The organism is Psychromonas sp. MB-3u-54 (assembly GCF_002836415.1).
Classification (GTDB): domain Bacteria; phylum Pseudomonadota; class Gammaproteobacteria; order Enterobacterales; family Psychromonadaceae; genus Psychromonas.
Genome location: NZ_PJBP01000087.1, coordinates 38,718 through 57,033, shown reverse-complemented (window position 1 = coordinate 57,033; position 18,316 = coordinate 38,718). Strand labels below are relative to the sequence as shown.

At 44.1% G+C, this 18,316-nt stretch carries 15 protein-coding genes and 1 riboswitch; of the genes, 12 read left to right on the top strand and 3 right to left on the bottom strand.

The genetic code is table 11. The features are described 5' to 3' along the window. Positions 1–15: 15 nt before the first annotated feature. Positions 16–981 carry a glucokinase gene (gene glk / locus CXF72_RS01970; protein WP_101036471.1) on the bottom strand — a complete coding sequence of 322 codons (966 nt, stop codon included), beginning with the start codon at positions 979–981 and terminating at the stop codon, positions 16–18. 35 nt (positions 982–1,016) lie between these two features. Further along, positions 1,017–2,705 carry a glycoside hydrolase family 13 protein gene (locus CXF72_RS01965; RefSeq protein WP_198552473.1) on the bottom strand — a complete coding sequence of 563 codons (1,689 nt, stop codon included), beginning with the start codon at positions 2,703–2,705 and terminating at the stop codon, positions 1,017–1,019. Positions 2,706–3,086: 381 nt separating this feature from the next. Here CXF72_RS01965 and CXF72_RS19215 point away from each other — a divergent pair, with 381 nt between their 5' ends. Then, complete coding sequence (locus tag CXF72_RS19215; RefSeq protein WP_157823171.1) at positions 3,087–3,227, top strand: hypothetical protein; 141 nt, start codon at positions 3,087–3,089, stop codon at positions 3,225–3,227. 98 nt (positions 3,228–3,325) lie between these two features. Next, a complete protein-coding gene (locus CXF72_RS01960) occupies positions 3,326–5,725 on the top strand; it encodes a glycoside hydrolase family 31 protein (protein ID WP_198552472.1) in 2,400 nt (799 codons plus the stop codon). Positions 5,726–5,727: 2 nt separating this feature from the next. Here CXF72_RS01960 and CXF72_RS01955 read toward each other — a convergent pair whose 3' ends face one another. After that, on the bottom strand, positions 5,728–6,306 hold the full coding sequence (locus tag CXF72_RS01955; protein WP_198552471.1) for a LysR family transcriptional regulator: 579 nt from the start codon (positions 6,304–6,306) through the stop codon (positions 5,728–5,730). 531 nt (positions 6,307–6,837) lie between these two features. Continuing rightward, positions 6,838–6,937, top strand: a riboswitch (TPP riboswitch). A 73-nt stretch (positions 6,938–7,010) separates the two neighbouring features. On the opposite strand from CXF72_RS01955, the gene thiD reads away from it, so the two are divergent. The 10 genes from thiD to CXF72_RS01905 all read left to right on the top strand — a co-directional run bounded on the left by thiD (position 7,011) and on the right by CXF72_RS01905 (position 17,148). Next, positions 7,011–7,862, top strand: a complete 852-nt coding sequence (thiD, locus tag CXF72_RS01950) for a bifunctional hydroxymethylpyrimidine kinase/phosphomethylpyrimidine kinase (protein WP_101036469.1) — start codon at positions 7,011–7,013, stop codon at positions 7,860–7,862. Continuing rightward, entirely contained in the window at positions 7,852–8,634 is a 783-nt protein-coding gene (locus CXF72_RS01945; RefSeq protein WP_442966018.1) for an ABC transporter ATP-binding protein, read from the top strand. Before thiD ends, CXF72_RS01945 begins: the two co-directional genes overlap by 11 nt. Continuing rightward, positions 8,627–9,424, top strand: a complete 798-nt coding sequence (locus CXF72_RS01940) for an ABC transporter permease (RefSeq protein ID WP_101036467.1) — start codon at positions 8,627–8,629, stop codon at positions 9,422–9,424. The genes CXF72_RS01945 and CXF72_RS01940 overlap by 8 nt, the downstream gene beginning before the upstream one ends. Before the next feature lie 49 nt (positions 9,425–9,473). Continuing rightward, complete coding sequence (locus CXF72_RS01935) at positions 9,474–10,412, top strand: ABC transporter substrate-binding protein (RefSeq protein ID WP_101036465.1); 939 nt, start codon at positions 9,474–9,476, stop codon at positions 10,410–10,412. Positions 10,413–10,462: 50 nt separating this feature from the next. Next, complete coding sequence (gene tenA / locus CXF72_RS01930; protein WP_101036462.1) at positions 10,463–11,158, top strand: thiaminase II; 696 nt, start codon at positions 10,463–10,465, stop codon at positions 11,156–11,158. A 299-nt stretch (positions 11,159–11,457) separates the two neighbouring features. After that, complete coding sequence (gene thiM, locus CXF72_RS01925; protein WP_101036461.1) at positions 11,458–12,261, top strand: hydroxyethylthiazole kinase; 804 nt, start codon at positions 11,458–11,460, stop codon at positions 12,259–12,261. Between the two features lie 27 nt (positions 12,262–12,288). Continuing rightward, entirely contained in the window at positions 12,289–12,912 is a 624-nt protein-coding gene (thiE, locus tag CXF72_RS01920) for a thiamine phosphate synthase (protein WP_101036459.1), read from the top strand. A gap of 364 nt (positions 12,913–13,276) precedes the next feature. Continuing rightward, a complete protein-coding gene (locus CXF72_RS01915) occupies positions 13,277–14,194 on the top strand; it encodes an AAA family ATPase (protein ID WP_101036457.1) in 918 nt (305 codons plus the stop codon). 3 nt (positions 14,195–14,197) lie between these two features. Continuing rightward, positions 14,198–15,169, top strand: coding sequence for a DUF58 domain-containing protein (locus CXF72_RS01910; RefSeq protein ID WP_101036455.1), 972 nt, complete (start codon positions 14,198–14,200; stop codon positions 15,167–15,169). Further along, complete coding sequence (locus tag CXF72_RS01905) at positions 15,166–17,148, top strand: transglutaminase family protein (RefSeq protein ID WP_101036453.1); 1,983 nt, start codon at positions 15,166–15,168, stop codon at positions 17,146–17,148. Before CXF72_RS01910 ends, CXF72_RS01905 begins: the two co-directional genes overlap by 4 nt. Positions 17,149–18,316: the final 1,168 nt, after the last annotated feature.

Here is an 18,316-nt window from a genome sequence, read left to right as displayed (position 1 = left end):
TATTTAAACCGTCTGTCAAAGGCTTATTCCCAAAGACTGCCGCAGATAGGCACCCGCGCCCAGCAAGCCCGGCTGCGAATGGGTGATGACGTAAACAGGAATTTCCTGCAGGTATTCTTTAAAACGCCCCTTCTCTGCAAAGGCTGAGCGAAAGCCTGAAGCGTTGAAAAAATCAAGGAAGCGAGGCACTAAGCCGCCGGCAATATAAACACCGCCAAAAGCACCAAGATTGAGTGCCAGATTACCGGCAAAGCGTCCCATTAAGATGCAAAAAAGACTCAATGCTCGATGGCAATCATGGCACTCTCCAGAAAGCCCGCGATCTGAAATCTGCTTAGGTGTTAATATTTCAGGCTTCCGATGATCGGAGGTCACTAAACCCTTATAGATATTCACCAGTCCCGGTCCGGAGAGCAGCCTTTCTGCTGAAACATGGCCGAGCTCGTGGCGCAGTTGCTGAATCAGCGCATCCTCTTGCTCAGTACAGCTCGCCATGTCCACATGCCCTCCTTCGCCCGCTAAGCTTAACCAGCGATCGCCGGACTGCACCAGATGCGCGACACCGAGCCCCGTGCCTGCCCCGCAGACAGCGATCGGTTTGTATGGCTGCGCAGCACCGCCTCCCAGCTGTACCTTATCATCAACACCAAGCACCGGTATCGCCATCGATACCGCCGTAAAGTCATTAATAATAGTGAGCTGTTTTAGACCCAGATTTTTCTGCATTTGTTTGATTGAAAATGCCCAGCTATGGTTAGTCATCGAGACTTGATCCCCCCCAATGGGACAGGCGATGGCAATGCAGGCCAGCTCAACACTGAGCGACTGTTCATGCAGATAGACTCGAACCACAGCCTCCAGCGAGGGATAATCTAAACCTGAATAGGTCAGAGAGTGAGAAATGCTGCCCGTTTCCAGATCACATAATGCCAGACGTGCATTAGTGCCGCCCACATCGCCGACTAAACTATAATTTTTCATCTTATTTTCCTTTTGACTCATATATCCGGGCGCGTTTAACACTGCTTAATGAGCAACGCAAAAGACTCATAAGGTGCAAGCGTGAGTGACTCGCTTAACTGCTTACGCGCCGCGTAGTTGCTAATCAGACATTGCCCTTTTAATCCCTGTAACGATATCGGCAAGGTCAGCTCCAGCGGCTCAGCACTGAAGTTGTTGATTACCACTACACGCTTATTACCCAGCTGGCGCTGGTAGGCAAATACCTTTTCATGTTCTGCAAATAATGGTTGATAATCACCATAGACTATCACTTGGTGATTTTTGCGCAGTTGGATCAATTTCTGGTAGTGGTAAAAAATGGAATTAGGATCATCCAATGCAGACTCGACATTAATTTCAGGATAATTAGGATTAAGCTTAAGCCAAGGATGGCCCTCACTAAAGCCTGCGTTAAGCGTGTTATTCCACTGCATCGGCGTGCGCGCATTGTCACGACCATTTTCATAGATCCCCTGCATCATTGCCTCATGTGAGACTCCTGCTGCAGTGCGCTCCTGGTAAAGATTCAGGGTTTCAATGTCCTGATAATCCTCAATGGCATCGAACTGCACATTGGTCATTCCTATCTCTTCTCCCTGATAGATATAAGGTGTGCCCTTGAGGAAATGCATCGCGGTCGCTAACATCTTGGCCGACTGCACGCGGTAGCGCCCCGGATCGCCATATTTTGAAACCGCTCGCGGTAGATCATGGTTATTCCAGAACAGGGAGTTCCAACCACAATCACCAAGTTCAGTTTGCCATTTGCTGATTACCTGCTTGAACTCCACTAGATCAAACGGTCGAGGTTTCCATTTACCTTGCTCGGGATCAAAGGTGATGGTGATATGCTCAAACTGAAATACCATAGAGAGTTCATCGCGAGTTGGATCGGAATACAACTTAGCAATTTCCGGGGTGGCGCTCCAGGCTTCACCGACGGTCAGTAGATCGCGACCAACAAAAGTTGCTTTATTCATCTCCTGTAATAGAGTATGCAGATGTGGTCCGTTGGTCATGATCTGCTTATCCACGTCCTTACCTATCAGATCGATTACATCCATACGGAAGCCGCTGATACCGCGATCCAGCCACCAGTTCATCATTCTGTGCACTTCCTCCTGTACCTTGGGATTCTCCCAGTTCAGATCCGGCTGTTTTTTAGAAAACTGATGGAAATAGTATTCACCAGTCGCCTCATCAAATTCCCAGCCACTGCCACCAAAATAGGAGTGAAAATCGTTCGGTGGTAAACCGTCGGATTGAGGCTTTCGCCAGATATAATAATCGCGGTAAGGGCTATCCTTAGATTTTCTTGACTCAATAAACCAGGGATGCTCGTCACTGCTGTGATTGATCACCAGATCCATAATAATACGAATATCACGCTTAGCCGCTTCAGCAATCAGCTTGTCCACCTCCTCCAGAGAGCCAAACTCAGAAGCGATATCTTGATAGTCGGAAATATCATAACCGTTATCATCCATCGGTGATTTGAATACCGGAGACAACCAGATAACATTAATCCCCAATTCCTTAAGGTAATCAAGTTTACTGATAATCCCGGCCAGATCACCCATACCATCATTATTCGCATCCATAAAGCTGCGTGGGTAGATCTGATATATGACGGCATCATGCCACCATTTTTTATCTAATGTCTGTATTATGCCAGCATCGCTCTTTTTTACATCAATTGTCATCGCTATTGTCCTTGAAAATCACCGTGTGTATTTCTTTTGAATAGGCACCATCATAGGCAGTATCCAATATAGACTGAAATGCTCTTTACTCGGTATTTTCATAGAAAAAATGCATATTCCTCAGCGGAAAGGTGATCCTCGATAGAGTTTTTCACCCATCATTCGTTTCAAGATTATTAAAAACCGTGACCTAAACCACAAAAAGTATATTCATTGGACTGAGAAACTTTATTCAAGTGGAAAGTTGTAACTTATCCCAATTCTCTGTCGTCAAAACATAGTTTCCCATCCCTATCACAATTTTTAAAATGTCTACCTACAGCAATACTTGGATAATTTTGCGCGTGATCACCTTTCTTGTTATTGGTATAGGTGAAACCTATGGTCATCGCTAAAGAAGAGCATTTCAGCATCACCAGTGAATCCTTTATGCTTGGTTTATCAAGGTACCATTATGCCGCTCGCCTACTGGATAAATTAAGCGGCATAGCCATGCTTATTTTATCTAATTTATTTAGCTAAGAATTTAGCGCTGGCGCTATGGAGAGACAAGGACTGAGCAGTCATATAGATAGACTTGTACCCAATTGATATTAAAAAACTTTTAAGAGGATATTTTTATGGCTATGTTAGATAAGCGATTTCAAGTAATCACATCGGGAAAGGCAGCTACTACCGCTGTAATTCAGGGGGATCAATATCGTTTTACGTTGCTGACCAGCAAACTGATCCGCATGGAATACGCCGAGGACAGTATTTTTGAAGACCGGCCCACCCAAGCTGTCTGGAACCGTCAGTTTGTGGTGCCTGAGTATCGAGTAGTGGAAGATGAGAGCCAGCTGCAGATCATTACAGAACATTTGCATCTGTATTATCAGAAGGGGAAATTCAAGGGAAGTTCCCTGTATATCGACTTAAAAGGCAATTTTAGTGCCTACCAGAGTCGTTGGTATTTTGGAGAGCAGCCCGACAGTTTAAAGGGTACCTATCGCACCCTTGACGAGGCCGATGGCGCCGTAGCACTAGATGAAGGAGTACTATCTAAAAAGGGGTTCTCTTTGATTGACGATTCAGGCTCATTGCTACTGACTGAAGATGGCGGGGTTGAATCGAGAAAAGCCGATATAATTGATCTTTACTTCTTTGGCTATGGGCGGGAGTACCTGGCCGGCATCCGCGATTTTTATCGCCTGACGGGAACGACGCCATTGCTACCTCGACAAGTACTAGGAAACTGGTGGAGCCGTTACTGGCCGTATGACGAGAGAGAACTGACGAGCCTTATCAATCGCTTTGAATATGAAGATATTCCCTTCTCCGTCTGTGTTATAGATATGGACTGGCACCTTGTGGATATCGATAGTCAATATGGTAGTGGCTGGACCGGTTATACCTGGAATAAAGAACTTTTCCCCGAGCCGGCAAAGTTTATGAACTGGCTGCATGACAAGAATCTTTGGGTTACTTTGAATCTCCATCCTGCTGATGGCGTACAAGCACATGAAGAAATGTATCCGCAGATGGCACAGGCATTGGGTCTGGATCCCTCCTGTCAGGATCCCATCCCCTTCGATTTTACAGACAAAAAGTTTCTGGAAGCCTATTTCACCCATCTGCACCACCCGCAGGAGCAAGATGGGGTTAATTTCTGGTGGTTGGACTGGCAACAGGGTAGCACCACTCAGACCGAGGGACTGGATCCCTTATGGATGCTTAATCACTATCACTCTCTAGATCTGGCTCGAGATGGCAAACGGCCCTTAACCTTTTCCCGCTACGCAGGTGTAGGTAGCCATCGCTATCCGATTGGGTTTTCGGGGGATACCTGTATCAGCTGGGATTCCTATGCCTTCCAGCCCTATTTTACCTCAACCGCATCGAATATCGGTTATGGCTGGTGGAGTCACGATATTGGCGGTCATTTCATGGGTGCCAAAGATGATGAACTGAGCGCGAGATGGCTGCAGTTTGGCACCTTCAGCCCCATCCTGAGATTACACAGCTCCTGCAGTATTTTTAATGGTAAGGAACCGTGGCGTTACAGTACAGATGCTTGTGAAACGATGAAAGCCCACCTGCGCCTACGTCATCAGTTGGTGCCTTATATTTACACCATGAACTGGCAGAACCATGCTAAATTAACACCCTTCATACAGCCGATTTATTATCACTATCCGTATGATGAACAGGCGTATCAGGTACCGAATCAGTATTTCTTCGGCAGCGAACTGATGGTATGCCCAATTACCAGTAAAATAGATCCGCAAATAGGACTGGCGAGTGTCAATGCCTGGCTTCCAGAAGGGATTTGGATAGATTTTTTTGACGGCACAGTCTATCACGGAGATAAAAAAATCCTTTTATCGCGTGACTTATCGCGTCAACCGGTACTGGCCAAAGCCGGTGCTATTATTCCTATGGCGGAGCATCAGCCCCAAAAAAATCAGGTTGGCACGCCAGATGCGTTAGATATATTAGTCTTCCCCGGAAAGGATAATGTTTTCGACATGTACGAAGATGACGGTGAAAGCATGGGCTATCAGAATGGGCAATATGCAGAAACCCAAATGGAACTGCTATGGAGAGAGAATGTGACGTTCAAGATTTCACCCGTAAGTGGAGATGCTACGCTGGTGCCAAAATTGCGTTCAATCAGAGTACTTTTCCGGGGATACCAAAATGTGGCTAAAATAGGTGTCACGCGCAATGGCGAGCGAATATCCTACCATTGCGCTTATGATGAAACCACTCAGACGCTCAGTGTGGATATCGGGCAGCATCATAGCCATACAGAACTGCTCATCACTCTTACTGGTAATGATTGGATATCGGACAACGACAATCAGGCGCAAAAGCTGTATCACTTGTTGGATGTTGCGCAAATTGATTTCAATTTGAAAGAGCGGCTTTATCAAGTGTGTACAGGAACAAGACATACAACCAATAAAGTGCTGCAACTACAAAGCATGGAAATAGATAAGGCACTGCTGGACGCGCTGCTAGAATTGATGTTTCCTTAATATTAGGCAGCAATGAGGGCAATCCTCTCATTGCTGCAGATGAGTCCGAGCAGAGGATGATCCTTTCTTACATAAACTTCTTCACGGCTGCTAAAAAGAGGATAAAAAAGGACATCTTCATATTGTGCCAGCCCTAATATTTCATGGCCAACGAAAATACTGAGCTCTCCGCTGAGTAACAGATTCATTAGCTGCAGATGATCACCTACGTCGATGGTGATATTGCTGTGCGGGTACGTATTTTGGAAGTTCTGCACACAGTCGCGAACAAATAGATGCCACCAAGCGTCACCGCAGCCTATTTTAAGTTCGTATTGATGCCTGAGCTTATTTTTCTCTATCTTATTGAGGGTGTTTTCATAAAGGTGCTGCATCATTTTAGCTTGCTCATAGAGCAGTTCCCCACTTGACGTGAGCGTGATCCCTTTAGAGTTTCTATTAAATAACTTGGTTTCAAGTTTTTCCTCTAATTTATTCATGTTATGACTTAAGGTGGGTTGGCTTAAACAGAGACTGTTGGCCGCTTGAGTCACATTTTGGGCTTTTGCTACCTGGATGAATTGAAGCATTAATTTGAACATTGTTGCCCTTAAGGGGGATAGGTAAATTCTATGGTAGAGTCATTATAATAGAATTTTTGTATGTCTATATTGATATTGATCACTGTGTGATAAATGTTGTAGGTGGGCAATCGAGGAAAGAAAAAATCGCTAAATCAATCATTAAGGCGCGTTGTCGGTTGATTTCTGGCATTGCTGTTGTACGTAGAAATAAGCCTCTTTGATCTCAATTCTCAATGTTAATCTTTTTTTATCGGAAGACTGTGTCCAATTTTGTTCTGCATAGTTAGGCATAGTTAACGAATACTAAATCCATTAATTTAAGATCATTTTCCAGGTCTTTAAAGACCTCTATTTTTGACATAAGGGACGGGGATTCGTGCGCAATAGGTGAAGACAATTTACCGTGCCGTTGTTGATGATTTTAACCAACCGGGCTGAACACTTGTTTCGTTTTTTGGTGTTATTGCGGAGTGTTGCGATTGTTAAAAAAATGAGCAACCTTACGCAAGGGAGCTCTTGCTCTTTCAAAAAAACTTGTTACTATTGCGGCAGATATAGTCGGGGAGCCAGAAGGCTGAGAGCGCATAGTGCGAGACCCGTTGAACCTGACTCAGTTAATACTGTCGTAGGGAACTATAAGTCTTGTTTTTGATTCTCTCTGCGACACCTATCTTAAATACTTGGCTTGATATAGTTCCTCTGTACCCATTCTAGGAGCTTTTATGTCAAACCTTAGTGCAATTTCTACTGCTCAAAATTCATCAACACCTATCGTACTCACTATTGCCGGGTCCGACAGTGGTGGTGGAGCCGGTATTCAAGCTGATATTAAAGCCATTTCAGCTACGGGCGGTTATGCCTGTTCAGTGATCACCGCGATTACCGCCCAAAACACCCTTGGGGTGTCCGCTATTTTCCCTATTCCTCTTGAACATATAGAAAAGCAACTTGATGCGGTCTTTGACGATCTGAATGTGGTTGCAGTCAAGGTTGGAATGCTGGCTGACAGTGACATCATAAAACTTGTGGCGGCAAAAATAAGACAGTATCGTCCTGCGTTTTTAGTGGTTGATCCGGTGATGGTTGCAACCAGCGGAGACTTATTGCTGAAAGCATCTGCTATCGGTACGCTGAAATCGGAACTGCTTCCTCTTGCTGATCTGGTCACTCCTAATTTACCCGAAGCTGCGGAATTGATCTATTCGGACGTGCCAACCAATGTACAAGGCATGGAGAAGATGGTCGACAAGCTCCATAAATTGAAACTTAATGCGCTGCTGCTTAAAGGGGGGCATTTGACTGATGATGAAAACAGCAATGATCTGCTTATCTTCCCTAATCATGTTGAACAGTTAAGTGCAATTCGCATCAATACGCTTAATACCCATGGTACAGGTTGTACACTTTCGTCAGCAATCGCCTCGTATCTGGCGCAAGGGAATGAGCTATTACGCGCCGTTCAGCTGGGCAAAAACTATATCTCTCAAGCGATTGCGCATGCTGATCAATTACAGGTTGGACAGGGTCATGGCCCGGTAAACCATTTTTTTGCCGGGCATGCGAATGTCCGCTAGCATGCGGGCTTTATCGGCCAAAATTCCAGCGCTGCAAATAGATATCAGTGCTGGTTACCTGCGTTATACCGGCAGTAAAACGGCAACATTACAGGGCCTTAATATGAGCTTCCCTGCCGGGCAATGGACCTGTATTTTGGGCCGCAGTGGTTGTGGAAAAACTTCATTGCTGCGTTATCTGGCAGGTTTACTTGATCAAAAAACAAGTTGGTCCGGCGAACTGAAAACGACACCCCCGCAATTTAATTTAAAAAATAACATTGCTTATATGGCGCAGCAGGACTTGTTGATGCCCTGGCTGTCGGTGTTAGATAACGTCACCTTAAGCGCAAAATTCGGTAATACTATCACGGCTGTTCAAAAACAAGCTGCATTGGCATTGCTTGAAAAGGTCGGACTTTTAGATAGTGCAGACTGCTTGCCTCAAAAACTGTCGGGCGGTATGCGCCAACGTGTCGCGCTGGCCAGAACATTGATGCAGAATAAGCCCGTTATATTGATGGATGAACCCTTTTCTGCAGTGGATGCGGTAACACGTTACCGATTGCAGGATCTGGCTTGGGAATTGCTCAAAGATAAAACCGTTGTGTTGATTACCCATGATCCGCAGGAAGCGATTCGCCTGGCTGATCAGATTTATATTATGCAGGGAAAGCCCAGTTCAGCCGAGTCTCTTAAGGTACCTGCCTCTTTAACACCCCGTCAATTTGATCCAGAGTGTGCACAACTTCAGCAGTCTATTATGGCATTTCTGGAGCAGGATGATGCCTGATATTACTGCCTTTACCAGGCTATCTGGTCAGAAAACTCATCAAAAAGCACTGATAAAACCGCTTCTGCGCATGATGATAAGCATCATGGTTATTCTTGGTTTATGGCAGGCTATTGTGGTTTTTTTTGGAATGCCTTCGTTTATTTTACCCGCCCCTATAGAGGTATTCGAAAGACTGCTGCTGCGCTATGACATTCTCCTTAAACACACGCTTGTTACAGGACAAGAAATTATACTGGGCCTGTTTTTAGGCTTGTTTATGGGGTTGTTCTTTGCATTGCAGATGTTGTTATTTAAGCCGATTAAACAGTGGCTATTACCCATTTTGATTGCCAGTCAGGCGATTCCGGTGTTTGCGCTTGCGCCGGTACTGATGCTTTGGCTGGGTTATGGCATCGCCTCAAAAATAGTGATGGCAGCGTTAATCATCTTTTTTCCGGTGACCACCTGCTGCTACGATGGGCTGCGTAATACTCCTTCGGGTTATCTTGATCTTGCGCAAACCATGGGGGCGACAAAATGGCAGATGCTGCGCCATATTCAGTTTCCCGCCTCTTTACCGACACTGGCGTCTGGTATTCGGGTGGCGGTGGTGATTGCACCTATCGGTGCCGTGGCGGGAGAGTGGGTCGGCTCAAGCGAAGGCTTGGGTTATCTGATGTTACAGGCCAATGCGCGGATGATGATAGATGAAATGTTTGCCGCACTGTTTATCTTATCTATGCTGTCCATTTTACTTTATTTTGTCGTCGATAAGTTGTTAAAAAAATTCATCCCTTGGGAAGTTTAATCAGAAAGGGCGTTATTGATAAATGCTCTGCCATAAAAAAGGAAATACAATGAAAAAAAGAATAATTTTAAGCGCAGTTGCATTAATGTTAGCTCTGCCGGCACAGGCCGAGATGAAAAAAGTAACCCTGATGCTGGACTGGTTTGTTAACCCGAATCACGGGCCCGTGGTGATTGCCCAGCAACTAGGTTATTTTAAACAACAAGGCCTTGATGTTGAGATTCAAGAGCCGACAGATCCGAGTATGCCCGCTAAATTGGTCGCGGCAAATAACGTAGATCTGGCTATCTCCTACCAGCCTACCTTAATCATGGATGTGGCTGCAGGGTTGCCGCTGATCCGTTCGGCTACCTTGATTGCCGCACCGCTTAATACCTTGACCGTGTTAGACAATAATAAGATTAACAAACTCTCGGATCTTAAAGGTAAAAAGATTGGTATTTCTATTGCGGGTAATGAAGAGGCGACCATCAGCACTATGTTGAAAACACAGGGTGTTAACTATGAGGATGTGGAGATTATCAATGTAGGTTGGGCACTGTCTGCGTCACTTGCTTCTGGAAAGGTTGATGCAATCTGGGGAGGACTCCGCAATTTTGAAACAAACCAGTTAGCACTTGAGGGAATTAAGGCAAAATCTTTCTTCCCCGAAGAGCACGGTGTGCCGCCCTTTGATGAACTTGTCTTTGTGGCAAATGCCGACAGCTATGATAAAGCCGCCATTCAGGCCTTTAATAAAGCGTTAGAGCAGGCGACAATCCACATTATAAATTATCCTCAAGAGTCCTGGAAAGAGTTTGCAGCCTATGCGCCGGATACCTTAAATAATGAGCTTAATAAACTGGCCTGGGATGACACATTGACCCGATTTGCATTGCGTCCGTCTGCGGTTGATTTAAAGCGTTATGATAATTATGCCAATTTTATGTATAGCCAAAAAATCATTAGCACGCTGCCAAAAGCACAGGATTATATTCCAACGTTTTAATAAGTTGCACTTACTAATAAGTGCTTTTTACCCATAAATAGAGTTGTCATATGAATCATCAAGATCTAATTAATGCATGTCGCAAGGATTGGGATGCATATACTAAGCATGCCTTTATACAGCAATTAGCAAAAGGCACGTTAGCGCAGCCATGCTTTTTACATTACCTGAAACAAGACTTTTTGTTTCTTAAGCAATATGCCCGCGCTTATGCGCTGGCTATTTACAAAGCCCGCACCTTAGCCGATATGCGTAAAGCGCTGCCTAGCGTAGATGCATTACTAGACGTTGAAATCAGTTATCATGTAAATTATTGCGCTGACTGGGGACTGACTGAATCGGACTTGGAAGCAGAAGACGAAGATTTTGGTACGGTTGCCTATACGCGTTATGTGCTCGATGCCGGCATGCAGGGCGATATAGTTGATTTATATGCGGCGTTAGCACCGTGCTCTATTGGTTATGCAGAAATAGGGCGTAACCTCTGCAACGATAAAAACACCAACCGTGAAGATAATCCATTTGCGGGCTGGATTGCACTCTATGGTAGTGATGAATTCCAGCAAAGCGTTGCACAAGGGACTGAGCATATCGATGCATTACTCGCTGATATTGACTTAAACAGTTCGCGCGGCCGAGAACTTATTCGCGTATTTAGAACCGCAACACGGATGGAAATTGCTTTTTGGCAGCAAGGGTTAGACGCTGTCGAGCCTGTCCCTCGTCCTTTATCCCTTGCTCTGTGATTAAAAACACAGTTACCACCGAGCACACAGAGAAAAGAATTTTACGCCATAACTTATTTTCGTATGGCGGTTAAGATGGTCAATATCAGTAATATGTCCCTTCCTTGGAGTTCTCGGTGGTTAAAAAAGGTTTACCACAGAGGTCACAGAGAAAGACTTTTGGCTGAAAGTTCTTTTTAAATTATTTCTCTGTGGTTTAAAAGACGGTTACCACCGAGAGTACAGAGAAAAAACTTTGGGCTGAAAAGTGCCTTTTAAATTAATTTTGGCAAACTAGAGCCGTCGCTCAGAGAAAAAATATGAAGCAAAATATAGATTCAAATATTAAAACCATCGTCAGCGCGCTTAATGCTCTGCGTGAACAGAAACCGCTGGTGGTCAATATGAGTAATTATGTCGGGATGAATAATACCGCTAATGCCTTACTTGCCCTTGGTGCGTCCCCCATTATGGCGCATTCCCGCGATGAAATGGCTGAAATGCTGTCTTTTTCCGGTGCTCTGGTGGTCAATATCGGTACTCTGGACAGTACCTGGATTAAGCGGATGTTGTTTGCCGTTGAGCAGGCGAATATCCATAAAAAACCTGTGGTACTTGACCCTGTCGGATGCGGTGCAAGTAGCTTAAGAACAGCAACGTCACGGCAAATTGCAGCAGCCGCTAACAAGCTGATTATCAGAGGAAACGCGTCAGAAATTATTGCCTTAGCCGGAGAGAAAGCACAAAGCAAAGGCGTTGACTCGCTCGATAGCAGTGCTGCCGCGCTCGGTGCTGCTCGGTATTTGCGTGACACTTATCAGTGCGCTGTGGTTATTTCAGGTGCGACAGATTTTATTGTCACTTCCGATGGGCAAACTCAGCTCGATAACGGTCATGAGATGATGCCTTATGTGACCGCAATGGGCTGCACACTCAGTGCCTTAACCGGGGCTTTTGCAGCTGTCGGAGAAGAAACGGGTCTGGCAGCGGCGGCAGTCTTAGGGGTAGCGGGTGAAATTGCCGCAGAGCAGTCAAAAGGGCCCGGCAGTCTGCAGCTTAATCTTTTGGATGCTTTGTATCAGCTTGATGAAGCGACGCTGATTCAGCGTTTGAAAATATCTTAGCTTGCATCAAAAAAATGGGAGAAAAAAGTGAACCCTTATCGTTTATATTTAGTGACCGATGATAAGCAAAATCTTGAAACCTTGAAAAGGGTGGTTGCTGAAGCGGTTGCCGGTGGCGTGACTATGGTCCAAGTGCGCGAAAAGCAGGGTGATCTTCGCACTTTTATAGCAAGGGCATTAGCGGTAAAGGTGATTTTACAGGGGACGGGCGTGCCTTTGATAATCAACGACAGAGTGGATGTTGCACTGGCTGTTGATGCCGATGGTGTGCACCTGGGGCAATCGGATATGCCGGTAGAAACTGCCCGCCGACTGATAGGCAAAGATAAATTGCTTGGTCTTTCTATTGAGAATCAGCAGCAGCTTATTGAAGCGCAATCTTTGCCCGTGGATTATTTGGGATTGAGTGCTATCTTTTCGACGTCAACAAAAACCAATATTAAGAAAGAGTGGGGTATTAAAGGGCTTACTGACGCCGTCGCGCAAAGCGCTTTACCGATAGTGGCTATCGGCGGTATCAATACTGCAAATCTTGATGCGGTTATTGCAAGTCATGTTGATGGTGTTGCATTGGTATCGGCTATTTGTCATGCGCAGTCCCCAAAACAAGCGGCAATGAATTTGCTTTGTCAGATGGGGGGGGAGTTGTAAGGCTGTCGGCTGTCGGTTGTTGGCTGTCGGCTTGAAGGCTGCTGGCTGCTGGCCGTCGAGCATCGGGCTGCGGGCTTGCGAGCTTCGAGCTTCGAGCATCGAGCTTTCCAGCTTTCGAGCTTTCGAGCTTTCGAGCTTTCGAGCTTTCGAGCTGCGGGCCGTCGAGCATCGGGCTGCGAGCTTCGAACGTCGAGGTTAAATATTGGCGAACTTTACTATAATTTAATCTGAGCACAGAAAATAGCCGATCAATTGTGAAGATAGCTTACATTTTTTGGTTTTTTTTTCTGCTATTCTAAATTTTTAAGTCGCGCAGGTATCTAATTAATGTTTGTTTACGGGTTAATGACTGTAGGGCGTGCTGATGCACAATAAAATAGCCAACATCTTGAAGCAATTGAATCACATTTTACTGGGCAAGGAAGAGCAGATTAAATTGGCGCTCGTTTGTCTGCTTGCCGACGGTCATCTTTTAATTGAAGATCTGCCGGGTATGGGTAAAACAACACTGGCATCCGCTTTAGCAAAAACCCTTGGACTTGATTATAAACGGGTGCAATTTACCAGTGATATGTTACCCGCTGATATTCTTGGTGTGTCGATATTTGACCGTAATAAACAGCAATTTAATTTTCATAAAGGGCCTATTTTTAGTCAGGTATTATTAGCTGATGAAATAAATCGGGCCAGCCCTAAAACCCAAAGCGCCTTGTTAGAGGCGATGGAAGAGAAGCAAATTTCACTGGACAGTGAAACCTATCTTTTACCACTTCCTTTTTTTGTGATTGCGACACAAAACCCCATGGACCAAGCGGGTACATTTCCACTGCCCGAATCCCAGTTAGACCGATTTATGATGCGTATTGAGCTTGGTTTTCCGAATATTGATGCGGAATTAAAAATGCTAAAGGGGCATATATCGTCGAATAAAAAGTTGCCAATACCGGCCATTATAAATATTGAAGATTTGCGCATGATGCAATCTGCTGTGCGTAAAATTCAAGCCAGTGATGCGGTTTTAAATTATCTGCTGCGCCTGATCCACGAAAGTCGCTACGGTGGTATTACAGCTCATCCATTATCGCCTCGCTGCAGCAAAATATTACTGCAGGCTGCCAAAGCAATGGCTTTTTTACAGCAAAGAGATTACCTCATTCCAGAGGATATCCAGGCTGTCTTTGTGGCGGTAACCGAACACCGTTTAGCGGGGATTAATAGTGCTAAACCAGGCAGTAAAACCTTCAGTCAAACATTGCTTGACAGTGTTGATCCCTTTGCTTAATTTATGAAAAAAGTCTTTAATCCAAGCGACCCGTTCAAGCGGTTAATCAAGCAACGTTTTGAGCGTTGGTTAACGGCGCGCCTGCCAGCAAACAATAGCTTTACCTTGAATCAGAAAAACATTTTTATTTTTCCGTCTAAATTTGGCCTGCAGTTTTTAATCCTTGGTTTTATTTTGTTTCTGCTCGGTACTAATTATCAAAATAACTTAATTTTATTTGTGGTGTTTTTCCTGATCAGTTTTATGGTGACTTGCCTGCTGTTAAGTTATCAAAACATTGCTGATTTAACCCTGACGGCCAACCCGATCACAGCTCAATTTGCGGGGCAAGATAGTGTTTTTTGCTTACGTATAACGAAAAAATTCGACCGTGGACAGAAGATTGATTTTTATTTTCAACAGCCAAGTTCGGCGCTTAAATCGGTTATAAAAGATCAACAAGTGTTTGTTTATGGCTTGTCGAAAACCAGAGGTTGGTTTAAGCCGGGCAGAGTGACCCTGCGTTCAACCTTTCCCTTTGGTTTATTTACCGTGTGGACGCACCTTGATTTCGGATTAAGTGTATTGTTATATCCCGAGCCGCTGAACAATGGCATGCCGCTGGTTAGCGCCTCTGCTGAGCAAACAAATAAGGGTTTAACAAATTTTTCGCCTGGTTTTGAGCAATTCTCAATGCTAAAAAGTTATCAACCGGGAGAGTCTTTAAAATCAGTTGCATGGAAACAGCTGGCCCAAGGGCGGGGTTGGTTTAGTAAGCACTTTGAACAAGCGCAGGGTGGGAATGTGCTGTTAGATTTGGCTTTATATAAAAATTTAGATCTGGAGAAAAAGCTCAGTTTACTGTGTTTTCAGATTATTGAGTTAGACAGGAATGATTGCCGTTATGCTTTAAAACTAGGGAACAAAACCATTGCCGCGGGTCATGGTTTAGAGCATAAAGATATGTGTTTAAAGGCATTGGCGTTATACCTATGAAAGAGTTCCTTAATCGTTTTAATTTATTGTTCATTATCCTGACTTATATCAGCATGATGAGCGCATTATACGAACAGATAAATCCGTTTTTAGTTTTATTTGGGCTGCTCTGCAGTGTTTGGCGGATCGTCAACTTTTACGGGCGTTTGCCCCTGCTGGGCAGGTCATGGCTTAATTTTATTACGATCACAAGTAGCTTAGTCACTATCGTAATAGTGTATCCACTGGGTTTATTCAGCATCATGCTGCATCTGATTATGTTAGGTTTTAGTTTGAAGTTTTTGGAACTGAAATCAATCCGAGATGTGCATGTTTTTGTTAATACGGGTTTTGTGTTAGTCGCGCTGTTTTTTATCTTTCATTACTCGATAGCCATGGCGCTGGTGGCGGCTTTATTGATTCTTTTATTATTAGCCGTACTGTTAAGTGTGCATGGGGGGCGTTTAGCCGGCACCCACTTTCTTAAATTATTGCTGAAAAGTTGTTTACTCAGTTTACCACTCGCAGTGCTCCTATTTATTGTTATTCCGCGTTTACCCTCGTTGTGGAAAATGCCGTTACAGCAACAGGCTAGCACGGGTTTAAGTGACAGTGTCAGTCCCGGACAAATTGCTGAATTAAGCAGATCCAGTGCCTTGGCTTTTCGTGCCTCATTTGTCGGGGATCCGGTACCTCAAAGTGAGCGTTATTGGCGAGTGATGACCTTTGATGATTTCGATGGGCAAACCTGGTCGGCAAGCCAAAGCAAAAAAATGCAGGAGCAACAGGCTAAGCAGGGGCTAAGTGTAAATTTGCAATTAAGCACCAGGAAAAATAGCGTTGATTTGATTGTTGAGCCGCACTACAACTATTGGGTTCCCGCGCTTGATTATAGCGAACCTGGTTTTGGGCGGGTCAGTTTAAGTGATTATGCGTTGCGCAGTACAACACCAGTGGTCAGAAGAGAGCACTTTGAGGTTGATTTATATCAACAGATTGAAACCAAACCATTAACTACAGAAGAAAGGCAACAACTGCTCAGCCTGCCGGCACAAGGCAATCTGAAAACACAAGATTGGGTTGCCACTAAGGTAAAGCAAGGGATTGATAAACAAGATATTCTTAAACAACTTCTTAATGATTTTTCAACAAAAAATTTCCGCTATACGCTCAAACCTCCCGCACTGGGTATCGACCACGTTGATGATTTTCTGTTCTCAACACAAGCCGGATTTTGTGTGCATTATGCCAGCAGTTATCTGTATGTTGCGCGGCTTTTAGGTGTCCCTGCGCGCATGGTGACCGGATATTTGGGAGGCGAGTGGCAAGCTGAAAATAAATTTATGTCTATTCGTCAATATGATGCACATGCCTGGGTTGAAATTTGGCAAGAAGACAGGTGGCTTAGGATTGATCCAACCGCTTATGTTGCCCCGGAGCGTATTGAATGGGGGTTAGAGCAAAGTTTATCGAACAGTGACGAGTTTTTAGCCGATGAATATTTTTCTCTGCAGAAATGGCGAAATATAAAGCTGCTAAATCAATTGCGCACCAAAATTGCGCAGATAGATTATTTATGGGCAAGCTGGGTTATCAATTACGATAATCAAAAACAGCTGCGTTTGCTGCAGTCATGGTTTACTAAAGTGCCATGGTTGAATTTTTTTTCTACCGTACTAATGATCATGTTATTGCTGTTTTTAAGTGTTTTTTTATTGATCTTTAAACCTTGGATTAGACAAAAAATAAATGCAGAAGACAAGCTTTATGCACAACTACAGCGCTATTATTCAAAAAGGGGGCTGCGCCGCCAGAAAGGGCAAACAGTCACCGATTTTTGCCAACTGGCCAGTGCTAAATCTTCACAGCCCTCCACACTATTTAAAAGTTTTTCATTCAAATACAATAGCCTAAAATATGAGGTTAATTTATCAGCAAGTGAACGTAAAAAACGCCTCAAACAGTTAGGTTTTATCTGCAAACAATTACAGAAAGGTTGATAAACAGCAAATTCATTTTGGCGAGATACCGATGTTAATTATTTAACGTCGAGAAGAACTCCACTTACTGGAGAGCCGTATTAGCGAAGCCTAATCACAAGATATGACATGGTTTCTTATCGCAGGATTGACGGGAGAAACCTGCACGTCCTCAATCGCTATTCCCGAAGAGATTTAAATTTTTTTGGAACTGAGCCTTAAGGCTCGATGCTTGCCAGTATCTTAGAACATAGTTTTTTATTACATACTGACTGATTTTATTTCATCATAAATCCTTTAACAGTAAAGGCGAGGGACAATTATATTGTGTATACGGACTGTCGGTTAGCACTAGATCAAGCACTTTGTTATTTTCCGATGACGTTATTGTACCAATAGTCGTAATTTAATGACGAATTTCAGGCACAAAAAAGCCCGCACCGAAGTACAGGATTAAAGAAAATTTTGACTAATAATTGCTTATTATTCCCGTAGGGTGCGCTTTTGCGCACCGATTGCAGCTGCCTGCGGTGCATAGAATGCACCCTACAAATAACATAATTCCCATTCAATTTATTAACTTATGATGTCAATTCAATTTCTTAAACTTCGAGCTTCGAGCTTCGAGCTTTTAGCTTCGAGTTTTAGAGCTTTGGGTGAATTTTAGGTACAAAAAAGCCCGTGTAAAAACACAGGCTTAAAAAAGTTTTAGCTAATTATTGCTTATTGTGCCCGTAGGGTGCGCTTCAGCACCGATTGCAGCTGCCTGCGGTGCATAGAATGCACCCTACAAATAACATAATCCCCACTCCATTTATTAACTTATGATGTCGATTCAATTTCTTAAACTTCGAGCTTCGAGCTTTCGAGCTTCGAGTTTTTAGCTTCGAGTTTTTAGCTTCGGGCGAATTTTAGGTACAAAAAAGCCCGTGTAAAAACACAGGCTTAAAACAAATTTGACTAATTATTGCTTATTGTGCCCGTAGGGTGCGCTTCAGCACCGATTGCAGCTGCCTGCGGTGCATAGAATGCACCCTACAAATAACATAATCCCCATTCCATTTATTAACTTATGATGTCAATTCAATTTCTTAAACTTCGAGCTTCGAGCTTCGAGCTTTCGCGCTTTCGAGCGAATTTCAGGTACAAAAAAGCCCATACCGAAGTACAGGCTTAAAACAAATTTGAC

Excerpts from the sequence above, each read along its gene's own strand:
- glk (WP_101036471.1), bottom strand. The coding sequence starts at position 981 with ATGAAAAATTATAGTTTAGTCGGCGATGTGGGCGGCACTAATGCACGT.
- CXF72_RS01965 (WP_198552473.1), bottom strand. The coding sequence starts at position 2,705 with ATGACAATTGATGTAAAAAAGAGCGATGCTGGCATAATACAGACATTA.
- CXF72_RS19215 (WP_157823171.1), top strand. The coding sequence starts at position 3,087 with ATGGTCATCGCTAAAGAAGAGCATTTCAGCATCACCAGTGAATCCTTT.
- CXF72_RS01960 (WP_198552472.1), top strand. The coding sequence starts at position 3,326 with ATGGCTATGTTAGATAAGCGATTTCAAGTAATCACATCGGGAAAGGCA.
- CXF72_RS01955 (WP_198552471.1), bottom strand. The coding sequence starts at position 6,306 with ATGTTCAAATTAATGCTTCAATTCATCCAGGTAGCAAAAGCCCAAAAT.
- thiD (WP_101036469.1), top strand. The coding sequence starts at position 7,011 with ATGTCAAACCTTAGTGCAATTTCTACTGCTCAAAATTCATCAACACCT.
- CXF72_RS01945 (WP_442966018.1), top strand. The coding sequence starts at position 7,852 with ATGTCCGCTAGCATGCGGGCTTTATCGGCCAAAATTCCAGCGCTGCAA.
- CXF72_RS01940 (WP_101036467.1), top strand. The coding sequence starts at position 8,627 with ATGCCTGATATTACTGCCTTTACCAGGCTATCTGGTCAGAAAACTCAT.
- CXF72_RS01935 (WP_101036465.1), top strand. The coding sequence starts at position 9,474 with ATGAAAAAAAGAATAATTTTAAGCGCAGTTGCATTAATGTTAGCTCTG.
- tenA (WP_101036462.1), top strand. The coding sequence starts at position 10,463 with ATGAATCATCAAGATCTAATTAATGCATGTCGCAAGGATTGGGATGCA.
- thiM (WP_101036461.1), top strand. The coding sequence starts at position 11,458 with ATGAAGCAAAATATAGATTCAAATATTAAAACCATCGTCAGCGCGCTT.
- CXF72_RS01915 (WP_101036457.1), top strand. The coding sequence starts at position 13,277 with ATGCACAATAAAATAGCCAACATCTTGAAGCAATTGAATCACATTTTA.
- CXF72_RS01910 (WP_101036455.1), top strand. The coding sequence starts at position 14,198 with ATGAAAAAAGTCTTTAATCCAAGCGACCCGTTCAAGCGGTTAATCAAG.
- CXF72_RS01905 (WP_101036453.1), top strand. The coding sequence starts at position 15,166 with ATGAAAGAGTTCCTTAATCGTTTTAATTTATTGTTCATTATCCTGACT.